We start from the raw sequence: 22417 nt of genomic DNA on the forward strand, positions 1-22417 counted from the left end.
GTTTAAGCCTTGTTTTACATGCCGGTTTTACTGGTTGATCAGTATCGCACCCGTAAGCCGGTCATCTCAGGCAGAGGCTGAACCCCCTTTTCGATCCAGCCAGAACAACAGCACCGGCAACACCAGCAGTACCAGCGGAAACTGTGCGGCAAGACCGAATATGATGGCAATAGCCATCGGTTGCAGCATGGCAGAGCCTTCACCCATAGCCAGTGCCAGCGGCATCAGGGCCAGAATCGCCGCCAGCGTAGTCATGGCAATCGGACGGAATCGATTGCGCCCTGCCTGAATATAGTCCTCAAGCCTTTGCTGCACTTCCGGCGGGCTGATACGCCTGAACTCCGAGTAATAGAAAACAGCCGTTTCGGTGACGATGCCGATAATCATTGTCAGCCCCATCATCGAGGTGATGTTCAGTTCCGTATCGGTCACGGCCAGTCCGAGAAAGACCATGCCCATGGCCAGTAGCGGCATGGACAAAATGGCCAGAGCCGCGCCAAAGCGCTCATAGAGAAACAGCAGCAATACAAACACCAGCGCCACGGCAGCGGCAAAGACCTGCATCAACCCGTGAAAGGCCTTCTGTTGTTGCAGATAAAGCCCGCCCAGCTCAACCCGGACATCCGCAGGAATCAGTTTTGTCGCAATCAGGGCCTTGACCTCGTGCATCACCGATCCCATATCGCGCCCGCTAATGCGGCCGGTCACAGCGACCATACGTTTAAGATTCTCGCGCGTAATCTGCGGCTGGCCGGTGATCGTGTTGATCGAGGCAATACGTTTGAGCGGCAACCAGTGCCCGTCCGCCGCCTGCAACTGCATCAGACCCAGCTTGTAGATCGCATCACGCTCATGCGCACCGGACCACAGGCGCACACCAATCATCTTCTGCCCCTGCTGTACCGTGGTTGTGACCTGACCTGCCAGCAGTGTGTTAACCTGACGTGTGACCTGTTCGGGATTGAGCCCCTCAAGAGCTGCGCGAGCCCGATCCACCCTGATGGAGATCGCATCGCCGGCAATCATGATGCCGTCGCGCACATCTACTACACCGGCGATTTTTCCTACGGCTTCGGCCACCTTCGGGGCCAGTTCAGCGAGCTGTTGCGGGTCATCGCCGAACAGCTTGATTTCGATCGGTTGCGGATTGGATGTCAGATCGCCGATTACATCTTCCATCAACAGAGCCATATCGATATCCAGTGCCGGCACGGCTGCATGCACCTTCTCGCGGATCTCATCCATAATCGCATCAATGCCGCGTCGCGGCTGTGGCTTCAGGCGAACAAAAATATCACCCTGATTGGCTTCGGTCAGGCCACCACCGAGTTGTGCGCCGGTTCTGCGGGCATAGGTATCCACTTCGGGCGTTGCATGCAAAATCGTCTCAACCTGTTGCAGCAGGCGATCTGTTTCCGTCAGGGACATACCGGGCGGCGCGATATAATCGAAAATAAAGCCGCCTTCATCCATATGAGGCATGAAGCCGCTGCCCACAGCCCGGTAACCGCCGTAACCGGCGGCCAGCAGCGCTGCGGCAATGACCAGCAGAATTGCCGGCCGGTGCAGCATACCGCCCAGCAAACCGGTATATCCGGCCAGGATACGGGACTGCATTGGCCCTTCATCATCCTCGGTTGCATCCTTCTCACGCAGCAGATGCCCTGCCAGCAGGGGTACGGCCAGCCAGGCAATCAGGAAGGAGACGATCAGGGCACTGGCCATGGTCAGCGACAGAGCCTTGAAAAACGCGCCGGTAACACCGTCGAGGAAGGCCAGCGGCAGAAAAATGATGGTGGTGGCAAGCGATGAGCCGAGCAGCGGTTGAAAAAATTCGGTCGCAGCCTGCATGATGGTTTGCTCATGGCTGCTGGCGCCGCTTGCGCGCAAGCGGCGGATAATCTGCTCGATCATGACGATGGCATCATCAATCACCAGCCCCACGGCTGCAGCCATGCCGCCGAGTGTCATGATGTTGAAGCTGAAATGGAACAGATCCAGCAGCAGCACGGTGGTGGCAAATACCGCAGGTACCGCGATCAGCGTGATCAGTGTAATGCGCAGGTTACGCAGAAAGGCAAACAGCACGAGTGCGGCCAGTGCAACACCGATCAGAATCGCATCCAGCACGCTTTTTGCCGAGGCCACAACCAGCCGGCTTTGGTCATACCAGTTTTTGACGGTAACACCCGCCGGCAACTTGCTTTTGAAATGCTCCATCTGCGCACGCACATCAGCCGCGATCTTCACCGTGTTGCCGCCCGGTTGCTGATAGACCATGAACAGCACGGCATCCTTGTTGTCCGCTGTCACACGCAACCACTGCGGTTGGATGCTGCGGCTGACAGTTGCAATATCTTCCAATTCCACATTGCCGTTGCTACCGCTGGCCAGCACGGTATGGCGAATGGCATCAAGTGAATCAAAGCGGGTATCCGAAACGGTAAGAAACAGTTTATAGCGATCTTCAACCCGACCGACAGCCGTTAATACATTGCCGGAAGCCAGGGCGTTTGCCACCTGTTGCAGGCTGATGCCGAAGGCCAGCAGGCTGCCCGGATGCAGCGTGACGCGGTACTCCTCCTGATTGCCGCCCAGCACCGCGACCCGAGCCACACCGTCCCCACTGGAGAGTAGCGGTACGATTTGAAACATCGCCAGATCACGCAACTTTGTCTGGGACTCCTGTGTCGATGTCAGGCTATAGGCCAGTACGGGGAATACGGTCGGGTCCATCCGCCGCACGGTAAAACCGGTACCGGCGGGGAGCTGTGCCTGAATCTGGCCGAGCGCCGCACTCACCTGCAACGCAGTGGAGATCATGTCGGTACCCCAGTTGAAATTCACTGAAATATCGGCACTGCCGCGGCTGGTTGTCGAGCGCAGGTTAACCACGCCGGGAACCGAACGGATCGCCATTTCAGCCCGACGGGTGACCTGAACCTCCATCTGTTCGGCCGGTTGGTCGCCGGCATTCAGGGTCACGACAATGCGCGGAAAGGTGACATTCGGAAACAGCCCAACAGGCATCTGAAAAGCACGTACGGCACCGATCGCGGCAAATAGCAGCAGCAGCGTCAGCAGCGAACGCCTGTGCCCCTGAATCCATGCAGAAACACTCATTGCGTGGCTGCTTTTGAGGCGCCCTGCACCCTCACTCTGTCGCCATCGGTAACTTCGGCCACACCGATCGTGGCAATAGCCTCCCCTGCCGCCAGTTCGCCCTGCACCACAACCGACTCATCCTTTTCCAGCAAAATACGCACCGGCACGCGCCGGGCGACACCATTCTCAATCCGCATGACATAGGCCGCGCCTGCATCATACATGACAGCCTGACGGGGAATAATCAGCGCATCGCGGAACGTACGTCCGACGATATCAGCCGACACAGCCATACCGGCGAGGAAAGGCTTGGCCTGACTGCCAGACAACCGTACCAGCACATCGACAAGACGTGTTTGTGGATTGATTGCGCGTAGAATCTGATCTACAGATGCCGTGACCTTTACATCGTCACGCATTGCCGGGTGAATATAGACCGGATGACCTGCGGCAACGCTACCCACATCCTCAGCCTCTACCCCCAGCAACACCTTCAGGCGGTCGGGCTTGCCCAGTTGCAGCAGTGTAACTCCTGCTGCCACGCGCTGTCCGGCCTGTACGGGAATCGCAGCAATAACGGCCGGGAAAGGCGACAGTATCCGGCGAATACCTTTACCAACGCCCTGCTGCCTGAGTTGGTGCAATTGCGCCTGAGAGTCCGCCACGGCTTTTTCGGCGGCTGCCAGCTGTGATTTTGTCGCCAGCTGATCGGCCAGCTGACTGCGCATGCGATCCACTTCAGCCTGGGCGAATTTGACTGCAGAAAGCGCCTGCTGCCAGGCAGCTGCCGCAGCAGGATCGGTTGCGACCTCCGCCAGCAGTTGTCCTTTGGCAACCTGTTCACCGGCAACGACGGGCAAACGGATAATTTGCCCCGCGTAGGCCAGGCTGATGTTCTGCAGCCAGGCATCATCAAAACTGACCTTGCCATAGACATGCAGGAGCTCATCGACTGTATGTTGCCTGACCGCTGCGGTTTGAACCTGATACAGAACCGGCAGCTCCGACCCGCCATCCCCCTCATCTTCGGCCACGGCAGGGGCGATAGCCAGTCCGGACAGCAGTGCCAACACCAGGATTTGTAGATATTTCATGAATGCATCCCCTTGTTCGTTTGCGCAGGCGTTGCGGAGAGCGTCGTACCCGTCAGCGTATCAAGCGCCACACCCTGTTCGAGCAGAGCCTGCTCCAGCATCAGTACTCTGGCCTGTTGGGAAAAATAGGCCGTGCGCAGCGTGGTAAAGGTCAGCATATCAATTTGACCGATGCTCAGTGCATGCGCCATCCGCTTCACCGTCCGTGCCAGATGCGGCAGATGTATGGTCAGGGCCTGCCACTCTTGATATGCCAGCTGCTGATCCTGTGCAATTTTACTCGCCTGCACGCGAGCATTTGCCAGTTGAAAGCGGTACTCCTCCGCCAGACGCCCGCGTGTCGCCCGGGCAACAGCGACATTGCCTCTGTTGCCGTTGAGAATTGGCAGATTAAAATTCATAAAGGGACCCAGCGTCCATAACCCGGCTGTATCACGCAGAGAGTTTGCGCCAATGGAAAACGAAGGAAATTGCGACAGAATCTGTTCGCGCACCTTAGCCTCCTGGCTCATGTAACCCGCCTGCAGTGCAAGCAGATCAGGGCGGCGCTTGCCGATCATGGCGAGCATATGTTGCAACGCTTCGCCGCTTAAAGGCGCTGCTACCACCAGTGATGACAGCGCAGCTCCCGGATCGGTCAGTGCAATGTGCACAGACGGGTCAACACCCAGCAACAGGTTAAAATCATGCAGGGTGGTATTGAGCTGGCGTTCAGACTCGATAACTGCGGCCTGGGCATCCATCAACGGTGTTAGCGCCAGTCCTTCCTGATCCAGCGTGGTATTCGCTTTGTTCAGTGCATCATCTTGCCCCTGCCATGTGGTTTTAGCCTGCTTGAGTTGCTGTTGGAGTATGGCAAGCTGCTGTTGTTGAATAATGGCACGTCGCCAAAGCATGCGCGCCTGCCCAATGACCTGCCACTCCTGCCATAATACGTTCAGCCAGGTTGCCCTTGCCTGCTCGATAGCTGCATCCCGGCGCGCACCCCGGGTCAGGATCTGTTGCAAATCAATACCCAGAGTGAAATTCTCGCCTGTTTTCAGCGTCGGATCATTACTGCGCGGGAAATCCAGTGAGACGCCACCCTGAGGATCTGGCAGCAGACCGGCAGCAAAGAGTGCAGCACGGGATTCTGCAATCTGTGTACGTGCAGCTTTGAGTTGAGGGCTGTTGAGCACTGCCAGAGCGATAGTTTCATTTTCATCCAGCCCGTCTTCCAGAACGATTTTTTTGATCCGCCATTTTTCGGGTAATTCCGGATGTTTGTCCCTCTCCATACCCAGTTGCAACTGTTGCAACGAGGATGCAAGCCCGGCAGAGCTGCTCAACGCCACCGGATGATAGGTAGCACAAGATGCCAGCAGCATCATCGCAGACAACCATGTAAAACACAGACGTATATGCACCCTACTCTCTCCCTATTCCCCAACGCTGTATCCATTGGCCCTGCGAATCAATCGATATGGAATCAGGCTTCGATATCGTCGAACATATCCAACTCCTTCGCTGCCAGCCTGACAAGCTTATCCTGCCGGGATTCAGTCATCAGCCCTTGTATCCACCGGATCAACCTGTTGAACCAGAGCAACACCGCCCGCACCTACTCACTATCAGGCTCATAATGAAGCTTAATTAAATTCTGTATCCAATTGATATTCATAGATTAAGTAACCTATTATGGCGGAGTATCCATCTTCATTCACAGTCGAGAGAGCTGACTCTTATCGGGTGGTGGCGGTTATGTTGACCGGGTTTCGATGGCGCTTTTATCCGCGCCTGCCTGGCAATAGATGGAGTTATTAAACAAGTAACAGGCCGGCCGGTGGCCGCGATTAAATAGATAACCGCTTTATCCCAAACGGGGCTGCCTTATTATTGAGAGTGTTCAAGCTGTGCAACGAAATCCAGCAGTTTTTTTGCCAGAGCGACTGTTTCAGCCGGCTTCTTTGAAGACTTGATGGCATCGACAAGCATATCACCCTGAATGAGCAGTGGTTTGTTTCTGAATTTTCGTATCAACTCATCCCTCAGCCGGCCCCATGTGTTTTCCAGCGTGATAAGGCGTATACTCAACAGATCGGCATTTGCTACCGGATCTTCCAGCGTCAATAACTCCATTTCACGGCCCAGATAATTCAGCCATGCGATATCACGCTCCTCCAGGGTTGGAAAGTGCGATGTCTGTATGATCATGCCACTAAGCTGATTGGCGGCAACCGCCGCCCCGACCCACGACTTGTGTCCCATCTCCTGATTCATCACGCGCAACCATGAATAGGTCATAAGCAACTCACGGGAGCGTTGTTCCTCATAGGGCGCGGCCTTGATCATCTGATCCAGCAACTTGATATCATGGTGGAGCTGTTGATAGTGCTTGCGCGAAGCAACCCTGTCTTTTGCCAGCAGTGTATCGATGATCTGTTCAGCATGCTTATCCATATCAGCCAGCGTGAGCGGGATGGTCGTCGCAGGAGCCGCAGAAGCCGGAACCGCATGCATAGAGATAAGCAGCGGCAATGCAGTAAACACGATAGCCAGTTGAATGCGTTGTCTGATGTTCACGATCTAGCGCCCCTTGATAAGATTGAGCCGAGTATAACTTACTCTCGGTGCATTGCGATAACCTTACAGCAAGATGACTCTTTTACCATCGAATGCTCTGGTGATTTTAATTTACTTGAAAATATGTAAACAGGCCCGTCAAACAACCCCCCGCTGACCTTTTGGTCGAAAAAGGCCGGTTAGTGACAGAAACAGCATGATCGGAGATATCAGCTTCAGTAGCCGGGCGGTTTGAACCTGTTTGAAGTGAGCATAAAACAGACGGCTTTCAAAGGTAATCAGGAGCAGGCCGATCCCTATGCCGATACACGAAATTTTCAGATTCAATGCAGGGGCAAGCGATGAAGAATAACTGGTCAGCAGCATCGCCGCCCCATCGCAGAGCTCCAGAACGCCTGCTGTTAAAATGAACAAGTGCATAACGAACCTGGCTGGAGAAATTCGACGGAAGGGCCAGGATCTTACCAGTAAAGTAAATATGCCGGCCCAAACCCACCAGAACAACAGTTGCCAGAATGATAGTGTCTTTGCATATAGAAAGGTCGCTGAAAACGGAGCAGTAATGACTTCAAACCAACTCATCGGATGAACAGGAAAAGAGACTGCCGGTATAATATGAGCGCTGTCATGATGCCGCAGTGCTTCAAGCACAATATCTCCTGGCATTAGGGCCTGTGTATTGGCAGGCGCAACCAGTGTCCATGCATTGAGGTTACCTGACCACCCATGCCAGTCATTTGAAGCAAGCAAAGGTATCCCTTTTGTCCGCTGCACCGTTAGCATGGCCTTGCGCACTGTCCCGGATAATGGCGCATGACCGGAATTGATATATTCAAAACCGTCAACACCCTGATCAGCAAGCTTGAACACTTCGCTGGCATCAAGGTTATGAGCAACCGTAATGACGACCCCGTGATAGTGATGGATTGTGGCAATAAATTGTTTTACATCCCATAGGTATGGTGGCAACCGTGCCGGAGGAGTTGGACTCTCCGTACCTTCACGCCACGACAGGCCATTCGGTAGAGGCGCACCCTTGCTCATGCCCAGTCCGAGCAGATAAAAGTGTGCACCATAATAAACAGGCACCTCAATGCCCGACAGTACGGCAGGTATGCCGCCCTCGCCCTTGACCCGACCGGCATCAAAGGGCCCCTGTGAATTCACATGATCAGTCATTGCCACGACATCATAACCGCGTTGTTCGTGCAGAAGCAGGTTTTTGTTAGCAGATATCATGCCGTCATGAGAAAGCAGTGAGTGCGAATGAATATCGGCCACAACAAGCTCTGACCCGTCTTTCTCTAAAGCCCAGTTCGGAAAGTGGATTGTCAGGCCGACAGCAAGGTATAAAGCGAGCAGTAACAGTGCCAGCCCTGCGTTGCGGAAAGTCTGGAAAACGGTTGAAAACAGAGTGCTACCATTTTTTCTTGCCGTAGAGATCGAAAGGATCAATACAACAACCATGATCCACGCCAGTATCGAGCCTATGCCCGGCTTATATGCGGGCACTGCTCCCATAATATGGAACAGGGCAGTAAATGGTTCCATAATACTGCCCCATACAGGGAAGCTCAGGTGGACGCCACCAATGGGTAAATTCGTTCTGGAATCTACAGGGGCAAGTGTCTCTTCGCCAAAGAGCAGTGAAATAGCAGTGATCAACATAATCCATGCATACAGGGCAACGATAGAAGGCCTGTTCACACTAAAATGACGCACACGGTTCACTTGAAATAGTTATCCGCTCGTATTTGTACGGCATCCATCGCAGCCTGAATACGATCAAGGCTATCGGCATCACTTTCACCTGCATGTATCATCAGAGGCTCTCCGAATACAAATACACCTCTGGTGAACGGCTTGGGTATATAGAAATGATCCCATGACGAAGTAATCCTCCACTGCCGGCACGTTGCCCACATCACCGGGTAAATTTTGATGCCCGTTTTTTTTGCCAGCAGGACAATGCCCGGTTTGACGATTTCCCGCGGGCCTTTTGGACCGTCCGGAGAGAGTCCGAAGTCACATTTTTCATCACGTGATTTGAAAATCATTTGCATCAGAGCTCTGCTGCCGCCCCGGGTAGAGGAACCGCGTATGGTTCTGAAACCCTGCAGATGCAGTGCATCGGCAATAAATCCACCATCCCGATGCGCAGATATCAGCGTATACCCCTTGCACCCTTTCAATCCGACGCCCATCATTAACAATCTTGCATGCCAGAATGAAAAAATATGCTGTTCGGTTGAATCCGGATGATATCTCTCCCCGCAATAATCCCAGCGAATTGTTGCCGAAAGTGTAGAGATTGTCATTCTTATCAGTCGTGGAACCAGCCATGTGAGCAAATATTCCTGCATGCTTTTCAAATGATGGCTCCGATCAATAAGATTTGTTTTCCGCCCGTCGTTTTGACACCTTGCCGGAAGAGTGCTTCCCAAACCTTAAATATTCCTTAAAGCTGGCGGCATGATAGCCGCACTTATTACATCACACTGCCTCAACCGGTAGCTCGACAATAACGCTAGTGCCCTGCCCATCCCGGCTATCAATACGGATGAAGCGCTCGAAAATATGGGATTGCGCCCCGGCCGAGATACCGATACCCGTATCAGAAACAGCCAGTTCGATCACCGGAGCTCTGCGGCAGAGTCGCACAGACACCATCCTGCTCAAGGCCTGAATGATGAATCATACCAGCCTTGGATCATCCCCTACCAATAAATATGCACATAGGGGCAGTAGTGCTCGCATCCGGATAGCAGAAAATATTCGCAGACAGAAGCTGCGCATATAGCCGGGCTACATCCGGAAGAATGACCCACCATGCCTGACCAAAAGTGCTTTTACCTGTGCACCCTATCCGCTTAAAAGAGACTTATTGCTATTGATCCGGGTACAGCCCGGGCAAACGTTTTCCCGACTTGCCTGCTTTCCCGGCTCGGTGATGGAAATCGGCCTGTTCAAAGGCGTGTAACAGCTCATCTCCGTGCCACTGAGAGCCGGCCGGTGCATACAAATAGTGCTCCAGCTCGCTGACCCGGCGCACCAGTGACTCACCACCATGTTGCCTCAGTGCACCCGGCCCGCCATCCGGCCAGCGGCATCCGGCAAATACTATGAGTGCCTTCTCACAGGCTTTGGCATCGTTTCGTTTACAGGCGTCTCTGACCGCCCGTATCGAGTCGTTCAGGTTTTCCCGGTTATACGGCTGCGCATCATCCGCCTGCTGCCCTGCTCGTTGTTTTTTCCGCACTCTGTTTACCAGCAGAATGAGCAGCGTAAGTCCCCATCCGCATAAGGAGATAATGGCAATCCATCGCCACGGTGTGTGATCCGTTGAGTTATTGCTCGCAACTGCAACAGCTTGCGGCAACTGCGACTGAGCCTCGGTCATTGGCGCGGGCGGCGCGCTCTTCTGCACAGCGGCAACAGCACCCGTCACCTTGAATGTGCGTGCAGGCAGCTCGGCTGTTTCCATTTTCCCGCTATTCACATTCCACCAGGGAATCTCAATGGCAGGTAGAATATAGGTGCCCGGTGCCGTCGGAATGATTGCGGTTTTTTGCCTGCGAAGGCCGGTTATGCCCTGCTCCGATTTATCATCCTTGAGCACCGGCTGATCCGGGTAGGATTTTAACTGATCCGGCAGCAGCTCGGGCAATGCAGGCAACTGACTCATTGACTGACCCTGTGCCTGAACGGTGATGGTGCGGGTAATCGGCTCCCCCACCTTGAAACTGTTTGCCGACGGCCACTTCTCGGTCAGCGACAAACCCGATGCAGGCAGCCAATTGGCTCCATGCCATGCCGCGGGTATAGGGTTTACCTGCAGTTTCAACGCATTGGAACGCGCACGAATCGGTCGGGAAGACTGAAAAAACGGCGAACCAAAACTCTGTGCATTGGCAATCACCGATGCATCCAGTTGCACAGGCGATATAGCCAGTGTGCCGCTCTGTTGCGGGAAAATTGCATACTGACGCTCTGTCACCAGCCAGTTTCGACCGCTCTTCGTGACCTGATACTGCTTGTCCTCACCCAGACGCTCGATAACGGCATGTGCGGCCGCAGGCTCGGTAAGCTGAGCCTGCGCCAGTGTCGTTGCCTGATAAATCTTGATGCTGATAATCGCCTGTTGCTGAACCAGCACGGATTTTGGTTCAATCTGCATATCCAGCCAGACATCCCCGCTGGGCTCTCCGCCGGGGCTTGTTCTGGCCGCAAGTTTTTTCACCTGTAGTGCAATGGCTTGCGTAGATGCCTGACCTACCTTCAATGGAGGGACCGTCATCTGCCCGCTGTGACGCGGCCTGAGTGTGAATTGCCAGTTAACATTGCTGTGAAGCGAGCCATTGATCAGACTATAGGAGCTGCTGTGATTACGGGAGAGAATTTCAAAATCCCGTTCCAGCGGAGCCGTATCCGGCTCGCCGCTGCTATCGCCATTGATATCGATCGTCAGCGTGACCGTTTCCCCTTCCCCGATCACCTGCCTGTCCAGATGAGCATTGACCGCAGCCATGGCGGGGTTGATCACCAGAAAAGATAGTGCCAGCAGCAGAAAAGCGAGTGCCGCCTTGCCGGTAAATCTTGCTACCATGTCTGAGCCTCCGTTGATTGACCGCCCTGATGTTGATATTGATACAGAAATTTACGTCGCAACAGTCCACCCGGATCATCGGGTATGCGGCGCAACCACTGGCGCCGGGCATTCTCTTTTTCCATCTGTTTCTCAGTCGTCGCTTCATCGGTAGCGGCAGCCGCTTGCTTGTCGCTCTGCCCGGCTCCTGCCGATTTTTGTGCCCTACCCGCCGGCTGCTTATTCGCCTCTGTTTTATCCGTCTGTGCCTGATTAGTGGACGGGCTCCCGTCCTTTTCCGACTGTTTCTCTTTCTTCGCCTGTGCACTCTTTGCACTGTCAGATCCGGATTGCGATGGCTTATTCCCGCCCGCCTTCTGCTCTCCCTGCTGTTTTCCTGATTCCTGTTTGGACCGGCTCCCCTGCCCCTGCTCCTTGCCGGACTGTTTTCCGTTTGCCCCCTTCTTGCCGCCGGATTGAGATTGCTGCTTCCCGCTCTGCTGTTTCTGACCCTGTTGATTCGGCTTGTTCGGCTGTTTTTGACCCTGCTTGCCCTGCCCTGATTTCTGCTGCTGTTTCTGCTTTTGTTGCTTTTGTTGCTGCAACAGTTTCTCTACCAGTTTTCGATTGAACGTGGCATCGGCATCCGTCGGTTTTAGCTTGAGTGTTTGATCATAGGCAGCGATGGCCTCCTGCAGTTTACCTGCCCTGGCCAGAGCATTACCACGATTATACCAGCCATCGGCCGTGTGCACGCCTTCCAGCGCTTTTGCCGCCTTGTCAAACTGGCCTGATTTGTACAGCGCCGCACCCCGCCACGCAGGATCGGTAAATCGCCCGGCCGCAGCTTTGGCACTACCCTGCTGCATCAGCGCCTGCCCCTGCTGATCCGGCGTTTGCCAGAGATCACGCCACGTTGACGCGTGGGCCTGAGAGGGCATCGCAAGAGGTACAACGATCAGCAGCAACAAAACACCCCGACGGAATACCAGCGCCAGCAATGGCAGCATCAGCAGTACCAGCCACGGTCCCTCTTCCCGCCACTGATCCGTTTGCATGTGTGATCGGGTTTCACCCGTGTCGCGGGCAGGGTGAAGGCCGGGCAGTCGCTCCACATCCAGATCATCCGCTCGCATCTGTTGGTAGATACCACCGCCTGCTGCCGCCAATGCTGCCAGCTGCTCCTTCTGTAACCGCGGAATAACGATATTGCCCTGCTTATCCTGCAAAAAACCGCCATCACTCAGCGGGATGGGAGCCCCTTCTGTTGTGCCCACCCCGAGAATACTGAGGTGATGACCCGCTGCAGCCAGCTCTTTGGCCACGGCTGTGGCATCGGCATCCACGCCATCGGTCAACATCACGACAGAACCGTGCTTGATAGCTCCCCGCTTGAGCATTGCCCCTGCATGTTTCAACGCATCCGATGCAACAGAGCCCTGAACGGGCATCATGGAGGTATCCAGGCTGGGAAGTAGCGCAAGAATAGCTTTGTTGTCGGTTGTCATCGGCACGACATCAAAAGCCGAACCGGCAAACACAACCAGACCTGTCTCTCCTTCGGTGCGCTTGTGCAGGATATCCTGCACCTTCTGCTTTGCCCGCTGTAAACGACTAGGTTTGAGATCGCCTGCATCCATGGAGCGCGACAAATCAAGGATGATGACCATACCTGAATGCGCCCGGTAGACCGGTTGCGGCAGTGCCTGCCATACGGGGCCGGCCAGGGCTGTCAGCAGCAGTAATCCGCCCAGCAGCAATGCTGCCGGCAGCCAGGGCGAGCGGCGATCCTGCTTTGTGCTATTGCCGACCATATAGGTCAGCAGTGCGGGGTCACACAGCGCTGACCACCCGCTCTGACTACGCTGACTGCGTAAAAATCCGTAGACCAGCAAGCCATACACAGGCAGCACCAACAGCCACCACGGGCGTAACAGGTGTAGCGTACTCAACGCTTCCATACATGCCTCCACTCCGTCATGGATAGCATCAGCGCACAGCCAAGCAGCAGGGCCAGCCCCAGAGGCCAGACAAACAGGCTGTGGCGAGGGCGAAATACCACGCGATCTCTTGCCACAGGCTCCAGTTTGTCGATCATGGCATAGATCTTCTGCAACTCCTGCGTGTCATGCGCGCGGAAATAGCGGCCGCCGGTTTTTGTGGCGATATCCGTCAGCATTTTTTCATCCAGATCTGCCGAAGGATTAACCCGCTGTGTGCCGAAAAACGACTGGACGGTCATGGCATCAGCACCGATACCAATGGTATAAATAGTCAGCCCATGCTCTGCCGCCAGTTCTGCAGCCTGCGGCGCAGACAACTGGCCGGCCGTATTCACGCCATCCGTAAGTAAAATCAGCACCTGCTCCTTCGAGGCAATGCGTTTATCCCGATTACTCTGCTCCAGGCGCTTTACAGCCAGACCAATAGCATCGCCGATAGCGGTGGCCTTGCCCGCCAGACCAACCGCAGCTTCATCCAGTAGCGTTATGACCGTTTTACGATCAAACGTCAGCGGCGTCTGCACATAGGCATTGCTACCGAAGAGAATCAGACCAACCCGGTCACCGACACGCCGGCTGATGAACTGTCGCGCCACCGCCTTGGTTGCTGTCAAACGGCTAACCTGTTGACCGTTCATCTCGAAGTCCTTGATCTGCATCGAACCGGAAATATCCACCGCCAGCAACAGGTCCCGGCCACTGACCGGCAAGGCAACAGCATCATCGTACCACGCGGGCCGTGCGGCAGCGAAGAGCAGCAGCACCCACACAAGGGCGGCCAGCAGCATGCGTATCCGCTCCTGCCGACTAACGGTTGATGTTGAGGCGTGCGGAAGTGCAGAGAACTCTGCAGCAAATGGAATCCATGCTACCGCGCGAGTCTGCTGTACCGCCGGCAGCAAGCGCCGCACCAGCCAGGGCAACGGTAACAGGGCCAGCACCCACGGCCATGCCAATTCAAAGCCCGCAAAGGAGAAAGCACTCATCGCTGTGCCTTCAGCCAGTCGCGACATACACGACCCAGAGCCATTGTATCGCCGGTACTCACCGGTCGATACGGAGCCTCAATGAGAGTGCGGCCGGCACCGGCAGTGAAATCATCCTGTTGCCAGCGATCGTCCAGCCATTCTAACCAGAGATCACCGGTTAAGCCGGCCGTACCTGCATCCAGTTGCACCGCTATGCGTCGCATTAGCGCGGAGAGGGTCGCTATCGCTGCCACATCCCCGGATTCCAATGCATCATCGATCTGATCCATCTCCCGCAATGCTTCAGCCAGCAGGGCTTTTTCAGAAGGAGCAGGATCTCTTTTCCGCCACCATCGCCACAAATACCAACCTCCTGCGACCAACAAACAGACAAGCAGGGTAAGTCCCCACCAACCGGGTGCAGGCGGCCACCAGGAGATGGCCTGCGGCAGGTGAATATCATGCAGCTGGCTCAGCGCATCGGGCTTCACGGCTCCCTGCTTCAACGCATCCTCCTCAAGCGGCCTTCCAGCACAGTGACCGGGTCATCATCGGTTGCGCATTCGATCAGCACAAAACCCGGCCGCTGCTCCAGACGATGCAGGATCTCGTGACGACGGGCAAAGCGTTCGGCATGCTCCCTGCGCAGCTGTTGTCTGCCACTGTCGATCTGCTGCACAGCTACGCCATCCGAGGCATAGAGCAGGCCGGCATCATCCATCTCCCGCTCAAATGAATCATATATGCATACAAACAGAATACTGTGGTGCTGCAGCAAGCGGGTCAGCATGGCCTCACTACCATCATCCAGACCGCGCCCGTCACTGACGATCATCATCAGGCTGCCTGCAGGTGTCACATGCGCGGCACGTTGCAAAATGCCCAGCAATGACTCCTGTGCAGGCTCGGGCCGCTGTTGCCAGTATGGGTGAGAAACGACATTACCCAGCAGACGCATGACCGCCCGTTTACCGCGTGCTGGCTTGATCGGGTGCACATCCGCGCCGGATGCATCAAATATCATACTGCCAACACGATCGCCCTGATGCTGGATGCTCCAGGCCAGCAAGCTTGCACACTCCCCTGCCACCACGGCTTTGAGTGCACCGTGCGTGGCAAAAAACATCGCCGGCCTCATATCCAGTAACAGCATGGCCGGCCGCTCCCTCTCCTCACGAAACAGCTTTGTATGCGGCTTTCCGGTGCGTGCTGTGACACGCCAGTCCATGCTGCGAATATCATCACCGGCCTGGTACGGGCGCACTTCATCAAATTCAATACCGCGTCCCTGAAAGCGCGAGAGATGCGGTCCGGCCATGAGCGCGCGCGGGTAGCCCTCGCGCAGAGACAAACCGGCTGCCGGACGCTGTAGTTGGAGCAGGTAAGAAAGATCGGGCATGATCGGGCTGGGACGTTGCAGTGTTTTCTCCTTTTATGCTCTTAAGTCATATAAAACAAAAAGGTTATCACCACAGAGAGACACAAAGAACACAGAGGAAAAGCAAAATATATTTTGTGATTTACTGGTCGGGACAAGGCTATATATTTTGACCATGCCACTACTAATAAATATACCGCTTTTACCCAACTTACTTTCCTCTGTGTCCTTTGTGTCCTCTGTGGTGAGTGCTTTTGACTTTCAGGGCACGGCAACACGCTTGAGCAGTTCGGTAATGACATCATCGACGCTGACGCCGGCAGCTTCAGCTTCAAAGCTGAGCAGGATGCGGTGCCGCAGTACATCCGGCGCAATCGCCTGAATATCCTCCGGGCTGACGTAATCCCTGCCAGCAAGCCAGGCATGTGCACGGGCACAGCGATCCAGAGCAATGGTGGCACGCGGGCTGGCCGGATATTGAATCCAGCGCGCCAGATCCTGGCTATAGGAGGCAGGTTGCCGCGTAGCCAGCACCAGATGCACCAGATAATCCTCCAGCGCCTCTGCCATATGCATATCCATGACCTCACGCCGGGCAACGAAAATATCCGCCTGACTGATAGATATCTCCTGCTCCGCACTGGTCCCTGCAAACTCATCTCTGGAGAGGCGCAGAATAGCTTTTTCTGTTACAGCGTCGGGATAATCGATGCGCACATGCATCAGGAAACGATCAAGCTGCGCTTCGGGTAACGGATAGGTACCCTCCTGCTCAATCGGATTTTGTGTGGCCATGACCAGAAACAACTCCGGCAGCGGATGGGTGGTCTTGCCTATGGTAATCTGGCGTTCGGCCATGGCTTCCAGCAATGCCGCCTGAACCTTGGCCGGTGCGCGGTTGATTTCATCAGCCAGCACCAGATTATGAAACAGCGGGCCGGCCTGAAAACGAAAGGATGAGTCCTGCGGGCGATAGATCTCCGTACCCGTCAGATCCGATGGCAGCAAGTCCGGCGTAAACTGCACACGATGAAAATCAGCATCAATTCCTTCACTCAGCACCTTGATCGCACGTGTTTTGGCCAGCCCCGGCGCACCTTCTACCAACAGGTGCCCATCGGACAACAATGCAATCAACATACGATCTACCAGTACTTCCTGGCCCAATACTCTCTGTTGCACCCGTTTTTTCAGGGCATGAATTGGATTCGGCATGTACGCTCCAAGGTATATGTATTGTTCCGGGCGGATCGTCACCACACGCATACCGCGCAATTGATCCGCCCGGTTTTATGGGCGTGTTAAGACCCGATCAGCGAATCTTCAAAACTAAATATTACGGTTACATTAATCGCGGAAGTTGGTGAATGATAACGGCCGATCTGTATCCATACCGCGTACCAGCGTCATCACCTGCTGCAGATCATCACGCTTTTTGCCTGTCACACGCACCTGGTCACCCTGAATGGCAGCCTGAACCTTCATTTTTTCCTGCTTGATCTGTTTGACGATAGCCTTGGCCAGATCCGTACTGACGCCCTGTTTGATGCGGATCAGCTGGCGTTTGGTGCCGCCGCTTGCGTCTTCTGCATCCTCATACTCCAGGCACGATGGTTCCAGTTTGCGACGTACCAGCTTGGCGCGCAAAATTTCTGTGACGGTATTCAATTTATTGATATCGTCACCGACCACCGTGATCGTATCATCACCCAGTTCAATACTGGCCTTGCTGGCCTTGAAATCAAAGCGAGTGGTAATCTCCTTGATGACCTGATTGACGGCATTACTCATCTCCTGCATATCGGTTTCACTGACAATATCGAAACTGGGCATAATCGTTACTCCGGCTGTTGTGGTATTGGTATCACCCTATAGATAGTCGCTGCCTGCTGCATTGCAAATGCATAGCCATGCCGGTCGGCACTCATCGCCGTTCCACTATCCACCGATGAAAAAACAAAACCCTGCCGCCTGATACTTTGACAAGCAATCCGGCAGACCTAGGTTTGCGACAAACAGGAGAAAGTGTTTGTCCAAATTCCGTTTACATGATCTATTAAAACAGTTGAAACACGGCAAACAGGCTGCCCCTGTGTCCGGCTCCCGCCGGCGCATTCCTGCATGGTCACTCTGGTCAGGGACGGCTGTAGCTGTTGTCCTGCTTTTCATCGTGATCGGCATCAGCATCTCCCCTGTTGCGCGTACGGTGATATCGCATGAGGAGTGGTTATCTCCTGAGTTGAGTAAAGCCAATAAAGTGGAGAGCAAAAGTATACGCATTCATCGGGGAGACCATGCGGTTTCAATCCTGCAGCGGCTGGGTTTTAGCCTGTCTGAATCGCGTCAGATAGTGATTGCCGCCACTGATCGTTATAACCTCAAGGATATTCGTACGGGAAAGGTGTTTAAACGTGTGGATTCTGCCGAGAGTACCGATGTCTATTACAACATCAACGAAATGGCCCAGCTGCACCTGCAACGACAAATCGGTCAACAGGTATGGACATGTAACATGGAGGCCCGCACCCTGCTAACCCGCCAGCGCGTCGTGACCGGCAAGATCGTGGACAGCCTGTTTGGTGCTGCCGACGAAGCCGGGATGGATCAGCGTACGACAATGAATCTGGTGGATATCTTTGCATGGGACATAGATTTTGCCAGAGATATGCGCCGTGGAGACAGCTTCAGTGTAGTATATGAAGAGCATTTTGGTGAAGATGGAAGGATTTTGGACACCACGATTCTGGCGGCTGAATTCGTCAATCAGGGCAACCATTTCAGAGCCGTTCGCTACGAGAAAAGCGATGGCACAAGCAGCTATTATACCCCTGACGGAAAAAGTATGCGCAAGGCCTATCTGAAAGCTCCGGTAAAATTCTCGCGCATCTCTTCCCGTTTCCAGCTCAGCCGGAAGCACCCTATTCTCGGTTATACCCGCGCCCATCGCGGTGTGGATTACGCGGCCTCGTCAGGCACCCCCATCCATGCTGTTGGCGATGGCTATATCAGTTTTATCGGCTGGAAGCACGGGTTTGGCCGCTTTATCCTGATTACTCACAATAATCGCAATCACTCTACCGCCTATGCTCATATGCGGGCATTTGCCCGTGGTCTCAAGCGCGGGGACAGGGTCAAGCAGGGACAAGTCATCGGTTATGTCGGCATGTCCGGCCTGGCCACCGGCCCCCACCTGCATTTTGAGTTCCGGGTCAGAGGCGTGGCCGTCAACCCGCTGACTGTCAAGCACCCGCCTGCCCGCCCGATTCCCGCCAAAGAACGTGATCGGTTTATGCAGCAAACCGCTCCACTTCTGGTAGAGTTGAATAAATTGCAGTCTCCGGCTGCCTGGGGCTGAGATGACAACAGAAGAGATTCATATGAAACAACAGGCATGGCTGGATAAGGCTCGCAAGGTGCTGGACATTGAAATAGCGGCACTGCAGGCGCAGCGGGAGTCACTGGACGACTCATTTGTTCAGGCAGTGGCAACGATTCTCGATCTGAAGGGACGACTGGTCGTCGTCGGCATGGGAAAATCCGGCATTATCGCCAAAAAAATCGCCGCCACCTTTGCATCGACCGGGACACCGGCATTTTTTGTACATGCCGCCGAAGCGCAGCATGGTGATCTGGGCATGATTACCGGGCAGGATGCAGTACTGGCACTATCGCACAGTGGCGAAACCGCTGAAGTGTGCGGCCTGTTACCCGAGATACGTCGCCGCGGTGCACATGTCATTGCCATGACCGGAGATCGTTCCTCAACACTGGCCAGATATGCCGATACCGTGCTGCATATCGACGTGCAGCTGGAGGCATGTCCACTGAACCTGGCTCCTACCGCTTCTACCACCGCAACGCTGGCACTCGGTGATGCGCTGGCCGTGGTAGTACTTAAGGAACGGGGCTTTCGCGAGGAGGATTTCGCACGCGTGCATCCGGCAGGCAGCCTCGGTCGCAAACTGTTACGCGTTCAGGATATCATGCATCAGGGGCAGGAGCTGCCTATGGTGGCGCGCACGGCAAGCCTGCGCGAAGCGATCATGGAGATCAGCGCCCATCGTCTGGGCATCACCGGTGTGACAGACGGTGGAGATATCATCGGCTGCATCAGCGATGGCGATCTGCGCCGCATACTGGAATCCGGCCATATGGATCTGGACGCGCCGGTGTATACGCTGATGCATCCGAATCCAATGTGCATTGATGCCGGACGACTGGCCAGTGAGGCGCTGCGCCTGATGGAAGAAAACAAGGTCCTTGTTCTCTTCGCCCGTGACGAGCACGGACAGGTTAACGGCATCATTCATATGCACGATATTCTGCAGGGAGGTATAAAATAGATGAAATACCGTGGATATCACTTCCCATTTGAAGCCGCCCGAAACATCCGTATGCTCGTTCTTGATGTTGATGGCGTGATGACCGATGGCTCAATTATCATGAACGGTGAGGGAGATGAGTTGAAAGCGTTTAATGTGCGCGATGGCCACGGCATTAAACTGCTCCAGCGAGCCGGCATTGAAGTGGCTATCATTACCGGCCGCACTTCCAATGTGGTCGAAGCACGCGCCCGTGATCTGGGTATTCAATACACCATTCAGGGCAGCCTGAACAAGGCGGAGGCACTGATCGAGCTGGAAGCACAATCCGGCATCCCGGCCAACCAATGCGCCATGATGGGCGATGATGTGCTGGATCTGCCGCCGATGTATTGCATGCCACTGAGCCTGGCTCCTGCCGATGCACATCAGGCTGTGCTGGGCTATGTCGACTGGGTCTCGGATTACTGCGGCGGTCGCGGTGCTATCCGACAGGCGGCTGAGGGACTGATCATCGCCCGGAAAGCATGGGAGTCGGTGATTGGTACGCGCTATAACGTATCCCCCGTTCAATGCGGTTGGGATATTTAATCGAATGCACAATGGCTGGCGATGGCTGAAATGGACAAGTCTGCTGATAGCGACCGGCAGCATTGTCATCGCTGTATTCCTGATCTGGTCGGCAGGACCTCAGCGCCCCGCCAGAGATTCAAACGGAACAGAAAAACCCAGGACGGAAGTTGACGCACCTGTTATCGTCGAACGCAAGGATGGACGTGTGCTATGGCAGCTGCGCGCCAGTGAAGCCAGCCAGCAACTGGACGGGCAAATGCACCTGATTGGCCCCCAACTGCGTCTGTACACCGAAACCGGAGCGGAGGTGAATATTAATGGTGAGCAGGCCTGGTTTAACCCGCTCAAGCGCAATGTTCATTTTCAGGATCACGTCAAGGTTGTTTACGGGGAGTGGACGATGACCAGTCAGAGTCTGATCTATAGCAGCTCCAGCGACCAGCTCAGCGTACCGGGAGCCTTTATCATCCATGGTAAAACGGTTAACGCACACGGAAAGCATATGGTTTTCCATCGTATTAACGAACAGGTTGACGTCAAGGAAGGTGTATGGATTGAGGATACGAGTCCGAAATGGCAAGGAGTCACTCCACGATGAAATCTAATAGCAAGCTGACGCGTTACCTTCCGGCTCTGCTGGCATGTTTTCTGCCGCTCTCCGCCTGGGCTGGCACGATACAGATCGAAGCGAAAAAAATGACCCTGCTGCAAAAAGAGAGCAAAGTGGAGTTTACTGGCAAGGTACACCTGACCCGCGACACCATGCAAATGGACTGTGATCACCTGGTCGCTTACTACAGTGATCATCAACTGACCCATGCCGATGCGGACGGCCACGTCGTCATCGTTCAGGATAAGGTGCACGGTCACTCAAACAAAGCCAGACTGGATCAGATCAAAGGTATACTAACACTGACCGGCCAGGCTGTGCTGGAACAGCAGGGTAACCGGGTTGAGGGTGAAACCATCGTACACAATCTGAATTCGCAGAAAACCGTTGTGACACCGGATACAGGCGGGCGCATTCACATGACGATCGAATCCGAAGATAACGGTGCGGCCACCACCATCCTACCCGGGAAGGTTTCCAAGTGAGTACGGTCCACCACCTTTCCGCTCGCGGCCTGTGCAAGGCCTATCGCAGTAAGCAGGTCGTTTCAAATGTAGATATGGATGTCTATTCGGGTGAATGCATTGGCCTGCTCGGCCCCAATGGAGCAGGTAAAACCACAAGCTTTTATATGGTTTCCGGCCTGATACGCGCAGATAAAGGAGAGATCTCACTGGATGATATGGATATTACCGAACAGCCCATGCATCTGCGCGCCCGTAGCGGCATTGGTTACCTGCCTCAGGAGGCCAGCATCTTTCGCAAGTTAAGCGTGCGCGATAACCTGCTGGCCATCTTTGAAACACTGAACCTGCCATCTGCCCAGATCGAGGAAGAGCTCGAGGCACTGTTGGTCGACCTGGGTATTGAAGCTGTTCAACATCAGAAGGCCTATACACTTTCCGGCGGTCAACGCCGTCGTACGGAAATTGCCCGCGCACTGGTCACCAAGCCGAAGTTCCTGCTACTGGATGAACCATTTGCCGGCGTGGATCCCATTGCCGTGGAGGATATTCAAGCCATTATCGCCGAATTACGCAGCAAGGGCATCGGCATACTGATTACCGATCATAATGTGCGTGATACCCTCTCCATTTGTGATCGTGCCTATCTGATGAGCGCAGGCGAGATTATCGTAAACGGCACTCCGGACAATATTATTACCCATCCGGATGCACGCAGACTCTATCTGGGCGAAAGCTTTTCCATGTAATGAC

General features: G+C 54.7%; 20 protein-coding genes. 6 read left to right on the plus strand and 14 right to left on the minus strand.

All coding sequences use genetic code 11. The annotated features are described in order from the left end of the window. Window positions 1-66 precede the first annotated feature (66 nt). From SPV1_RS09420 to SPV1_RS09480, 14 genes are all read right to left on the minus strand, one after another. Window positions 67-3123: an efflux RND transporter permease subunit gene (locus SPV1_RS09420; protein ID WP_009850948.1), complete on the minus strand. Its 3057-nt coding sequence runs from the start codon at window positions 3121-3123 to the stop codon at window positions 67-69. Continuing rightward, on the minus strand, window positions 3120-4199 hold the full coding sequence (locus tag SPV1_RS09425) for an efflux RND transporter periplasmic adaptor subunit (protein ID WP_009850949.1): 1080 nt from the start codon (window positions 4197-4199) through the stop codon (window positions 3120-3122). The genes SPV1_RS09420 and SPV1_RS09425 overlap by 4 nt, the downstream gene beginning before the upstream one ends. Further along, a complete protein-coding gene (locus SPV1_RS09430) occupies window positions 4196-5605 on the minus strand; it encodes a TolC family protein (RefSeq protein ID WP_231288364.1) in 1410 nt (469 codons plus the stop codon). Before SPV1_RS09430 ends, SPV1_RS09425 begins: the two co-directional genes overlap by 4 nt. Window positions 5606-6071: 466 nt before the next feature. Further along, a complete protein-coding gene (locus SPV1_RS09435) occupies window positions 6072-6761 on the minus strand; it encodes a hypothetical protein (protein ID WP_009850952.1) in 690 nt (229 codons plus the stop codon). Between the two features lie 138 nt (window positions 6762-6899). After that, window positions 6900-8468: a PHP domain-containing protein gene (locus SPV1_RS09440; protein WP_231288365.1), complete on the minus strand. Its 1569-nt coding sequence runs from the start codon at window positions 8466-8468 to the stop codon at window positions 6900-6902. 20 nt (window positions 8469-8488) lie between these two features. Next, window positions 8489-9124, minus strand: a complete 636-nt coding sequence (locus SPV1_RS09445) for a lysophospholipid acyltransferase family protein (RefSeq protein ID WP_040881928.1) — start codon at window positions 9122-9124, stop codon at window positions 8489-8491. A 130-nt stretch (window positions 9125-9254) separates the two neighbouring features. Further along, on the minus strand, window positions 9255-9440 hold the full coding sequence (locus SPV1_RS14185) for a histidine kinase (RefSeq protein ID WP_196795122.1): 186 nt from the start codon (window positions 9438-9440) through the stop codon (window positions 9255-9257). 208 nt (window positions 9441-9648) lie between these two features. Beyond that, window positions 9649-11367, minus strand: coding sequence for a BatD family protein (locus SPV1_RS09450; protein ID WP_009850956.1), 1719 nt, complete (start codon window positions 11365-11367; stop codon window positions 9649-9651). Then, window positions 11361-13307 (minus strand): VWA domain-containing protein, encoded by a 1947-nt coding sequence (locus tag SPV1_RS09455; RefSeq protein WP_009850957.1) that lies wholly within the window; start codon window positions 13305-13307, stop codon window positions 11361-11363. Before SPV1_RS09455 ends, SPV1_RS09450 begins: the two co-directional genes overlap by 7 nt. Then, window positions 13295-14362 carry a vWA domain-containing protein gene (locus SPV1_RS09460; protein ID WP_009850958.1) on the minus strand — a complete coding sequence of 356 codons (1068 nt, stop codon included), beginning with the start codon at window positions 14360-14362 and terminating at the stop codon, window positions 13295-13297. The genes SPV1_RS09455 and SPV1_RS09460 overlap by 13 nt, the downstream gene beginning before the upstream one ends. Then, the gene (locus SPV1_RS09465; RefSeq protein ID WP_009850959.1) at window positions 14332-14823 is read right to left on the minus strand and encodes a DUF4381 domain-containing protein; all 492 of its coding nucleotides are present in this window, start codon (window positions 14821-14823) and stop codon (window positions 14332-14334) included. The genes SPV1_RS09460 and SPV1_RS09465 overlap by 31 nt, the downstream gene beginning before the upstream one ends. Continuing rightward, complete coding sequence (locus tag SPV1_RS09470; protein ID WP_009850960.1) at window positions 14820-15716, minus strand: DUF58 domain-containing protein; 897 nt, start codon at window positions 15714-15716, stop codon at window positions 14820-14822. Before SPV1_RS09470 ends, SPV1_RS09465 begins: the two co-directional genes overlap by 4 nt. A gap of 240 nt (window positions 15717-15956) precedes the next feature. Then, window positions 15957-16910: an AAA family ATPase gene (locus SPV1_RS09475; RefSeq protein WP_009850961.1), complete on the minus strand. Its 954-nt coding sequence runs from the start codon at window positions 16908-16910 to the stop codon at window positions 15957-15959. Between the two features lie 132 nt (window positions 16911-17042). Then, window positions 17043-17528, minus strand: coding sequence for a YajQ family cyclic di-GMP-binding protein (locus tag SPV1_RS09480; RefSeq protein WP_009850962.1), 486 nt, complete (start codon window positions 17526-17528; stop codon window positions 17043-17045). 196 nt (window positions 17529-17724) lie between these two features. Between SPV1_RS09480 and SPV1_RS09485 the strand changes: the two genes are divergently transcribed. The 6 genes from SPV1_RS09485 to lptB are packed head-to-tail and all read left to right on the plus strand — an operon-like array spanning window position 17725 to window position 22413. Next, a complete protein-coding gene (locus SPV1_RS09485; protein ID WP_009850963.1) occupies window positions 17725-19050 on the plus strand; it encodes a M23 family metallopeptidase in 1326 nt (441 codons plus the stop codon). Window position 19051: 1 nt separating this feature from the next. Next, window positions 19052-20038 carry a KpsF/GutQ family sugar-phosphate isomerase gene (locus SPV1_RS09490; protein WP_009850964.1) on the plus strand — a complete coding sequence of 329 codons (987 nt, stop codon included), beginning with the start codon at window positions 19052-19054 and terminating at the stop codon, window positions 20036-20038. After that, the gene (locus SPV1_RS09495; RefSeq protein WP_009850965.1) at window positions 20039-20608 is read left to right on the plus strand and encodes a KdsC family phosphatase; all 570 of its coding nucleotides are present in this window, start codon (window positions 20039-20041) and stop codon (window positions 20606-20608) included. A gap of 4 nt (window positions 20609-20612) precedes the next feature. Next, entirely contained in the window at window positions 20613-21188 is a 576-nt protein-coding gene (gene lptC / locus SPV1_RS09500; RefSeq protein WP_009850966.1) for an LPS export ABC transporter periplasmic protein LptC, read from the plus strand. Continuing rightward, window positions 21185-21685 carry a lipopolysaccharide transport periplasmic protein LptA gene (gene lptA, locus SPV1_RS09505; RefSeq protein WP_009850967.1) on the plus strand — a complete coding sequence of 167 codons (501 nt, stop codon included), beginning with the start codon at window positions 21185-21187 and terminating at the stop codon, window positions 21683-21685. The genes lptC and lptA overlap by 4 nt, the downstream gene beginning before the upstream one ends. Next, window positions 21682-22413, plus strand: coding sequence for an LPS export ABC transporter ATP-binding protein (gene lptB, locus SPV1_RS09510; protein WP_009850968.1), 732 nt, complete (start codon window positions 21682-21684; stop codon window positions 22411-22413). Before lptA ends, lptB begins: the two co-directional genes overlap by 4 nt. Window positions 22414-22417: the final 4 nt, after the last annotated feature.

The organism is Mariprofundus ferrooxydans PV-1, from assembly GCF_000153765.1.
GTDB classification, from domain to species: domain Bacteria; phylum Pseudomonadota; class Zetaproteobacteria; order Mariprofundales; family Mariprofundaceae; genus Mariprofundus; species Mariprofundus ferrooxydans.

What these genes read in the sequence shown, in the direction of transcription:
- SPV1_RS09420 (WP_009850948.1), bottom strand. Translation starts at nt 3,123, where the DNA reads ATGAGTGTTTCTGCATGGATTCAGGGGCACAGGCGTTCGCTGCTGACG.
- SPV1_RS09425 (WP_009850949.1), bottom strand. Translation starts at nt 4,199, where the DNA reads ATGAAATATCTACAAATCCTGGTGTTGGCACTGCTGTCCGGACTGGCT.
- SPV1_RS09445 (WP_040881928.1), bottom strand. Translation starts at nt 9,124, where the DNA reads ATGCAGGAATATTTGCTCACATGGCTGGTTCCACGACTGATAAGAATG.
- SPV1_RS09450 (WP_009850956.1), bottom strand. Translation starts at nt 11,367, where the DNA reads ATGGTAGCAAGATTTACCGGCAAGGCGGCACTCGCTTTTCTGCTGCTG.
- SPV1_RS09455 (WP_009850957.1), bottom strand. Translation starts at nt 13,307, where the DNA reads ATGGAAGCGTTGAGTACGCTACACCTGTTACGCCCGTGGTGGCTGTTG.
- SPV1_RS09460 (WP_009850958.1), bottom strand. Translation starts at nt 14,362, where the DNA reads ATGTCGCGACTGGCTGAAGGCACAGCGATGAGTGCTTTCTCCTTTGCG.
- SPV1_RS09470 (WP_009850960.1), bottom strand. Translation starts at nt 15,716, where the DNA reads ATGCCCGATCTTTCTTACCTGCTCCAACTACAGCGTCCGGCAGCCGGT.
- SPV1_RS09475 (WP_009850961.1), bottom strand. Translation starts at nt 16,910, where the DNA reads ATGCCGAATCCAATTCATGCCCTGAAAAAACGGGTGCAACAGAGAGTA.
- SPV1_RS09480 (WP_009850962.1), bottom strand. Translation starts at nt 17,528, where the DNA reads ATGCCCAGTTTCGATATTGTCAGTGAAACCGATATGCAGGAGATGAGT.
- SPV1_RS09490 (WP_009850964.1), top strand. Translation starts at nt 19,052, where the DNA reads ATGACAACAGAAGAGATTCATATGAAACAACAGGCATGGCTGGATAAG.
- SPV1_RS09495 (WP_009850965.1), top strand. Translation starts at nt 20,039, where the DNA reads ATGAAATACCGTGGATATCACTTCCCATTTGAAGCCGCCCGAAACATC.
- lptC (WP_009850966.1), top strand. Translation starts at nt 20,613, where the DNA reads ATGCACAATGGCTGGCGATGGCTGAAATGGACAAGTCTGCTGATAGCG.
- lptA (WP_009850967.1), top strand. Translation starts at nt 21,185, where the DNA reads ATGAAATCTAATAGCAAGCTGACGCGTTACCTTCCGGCTCTGCTGGCA.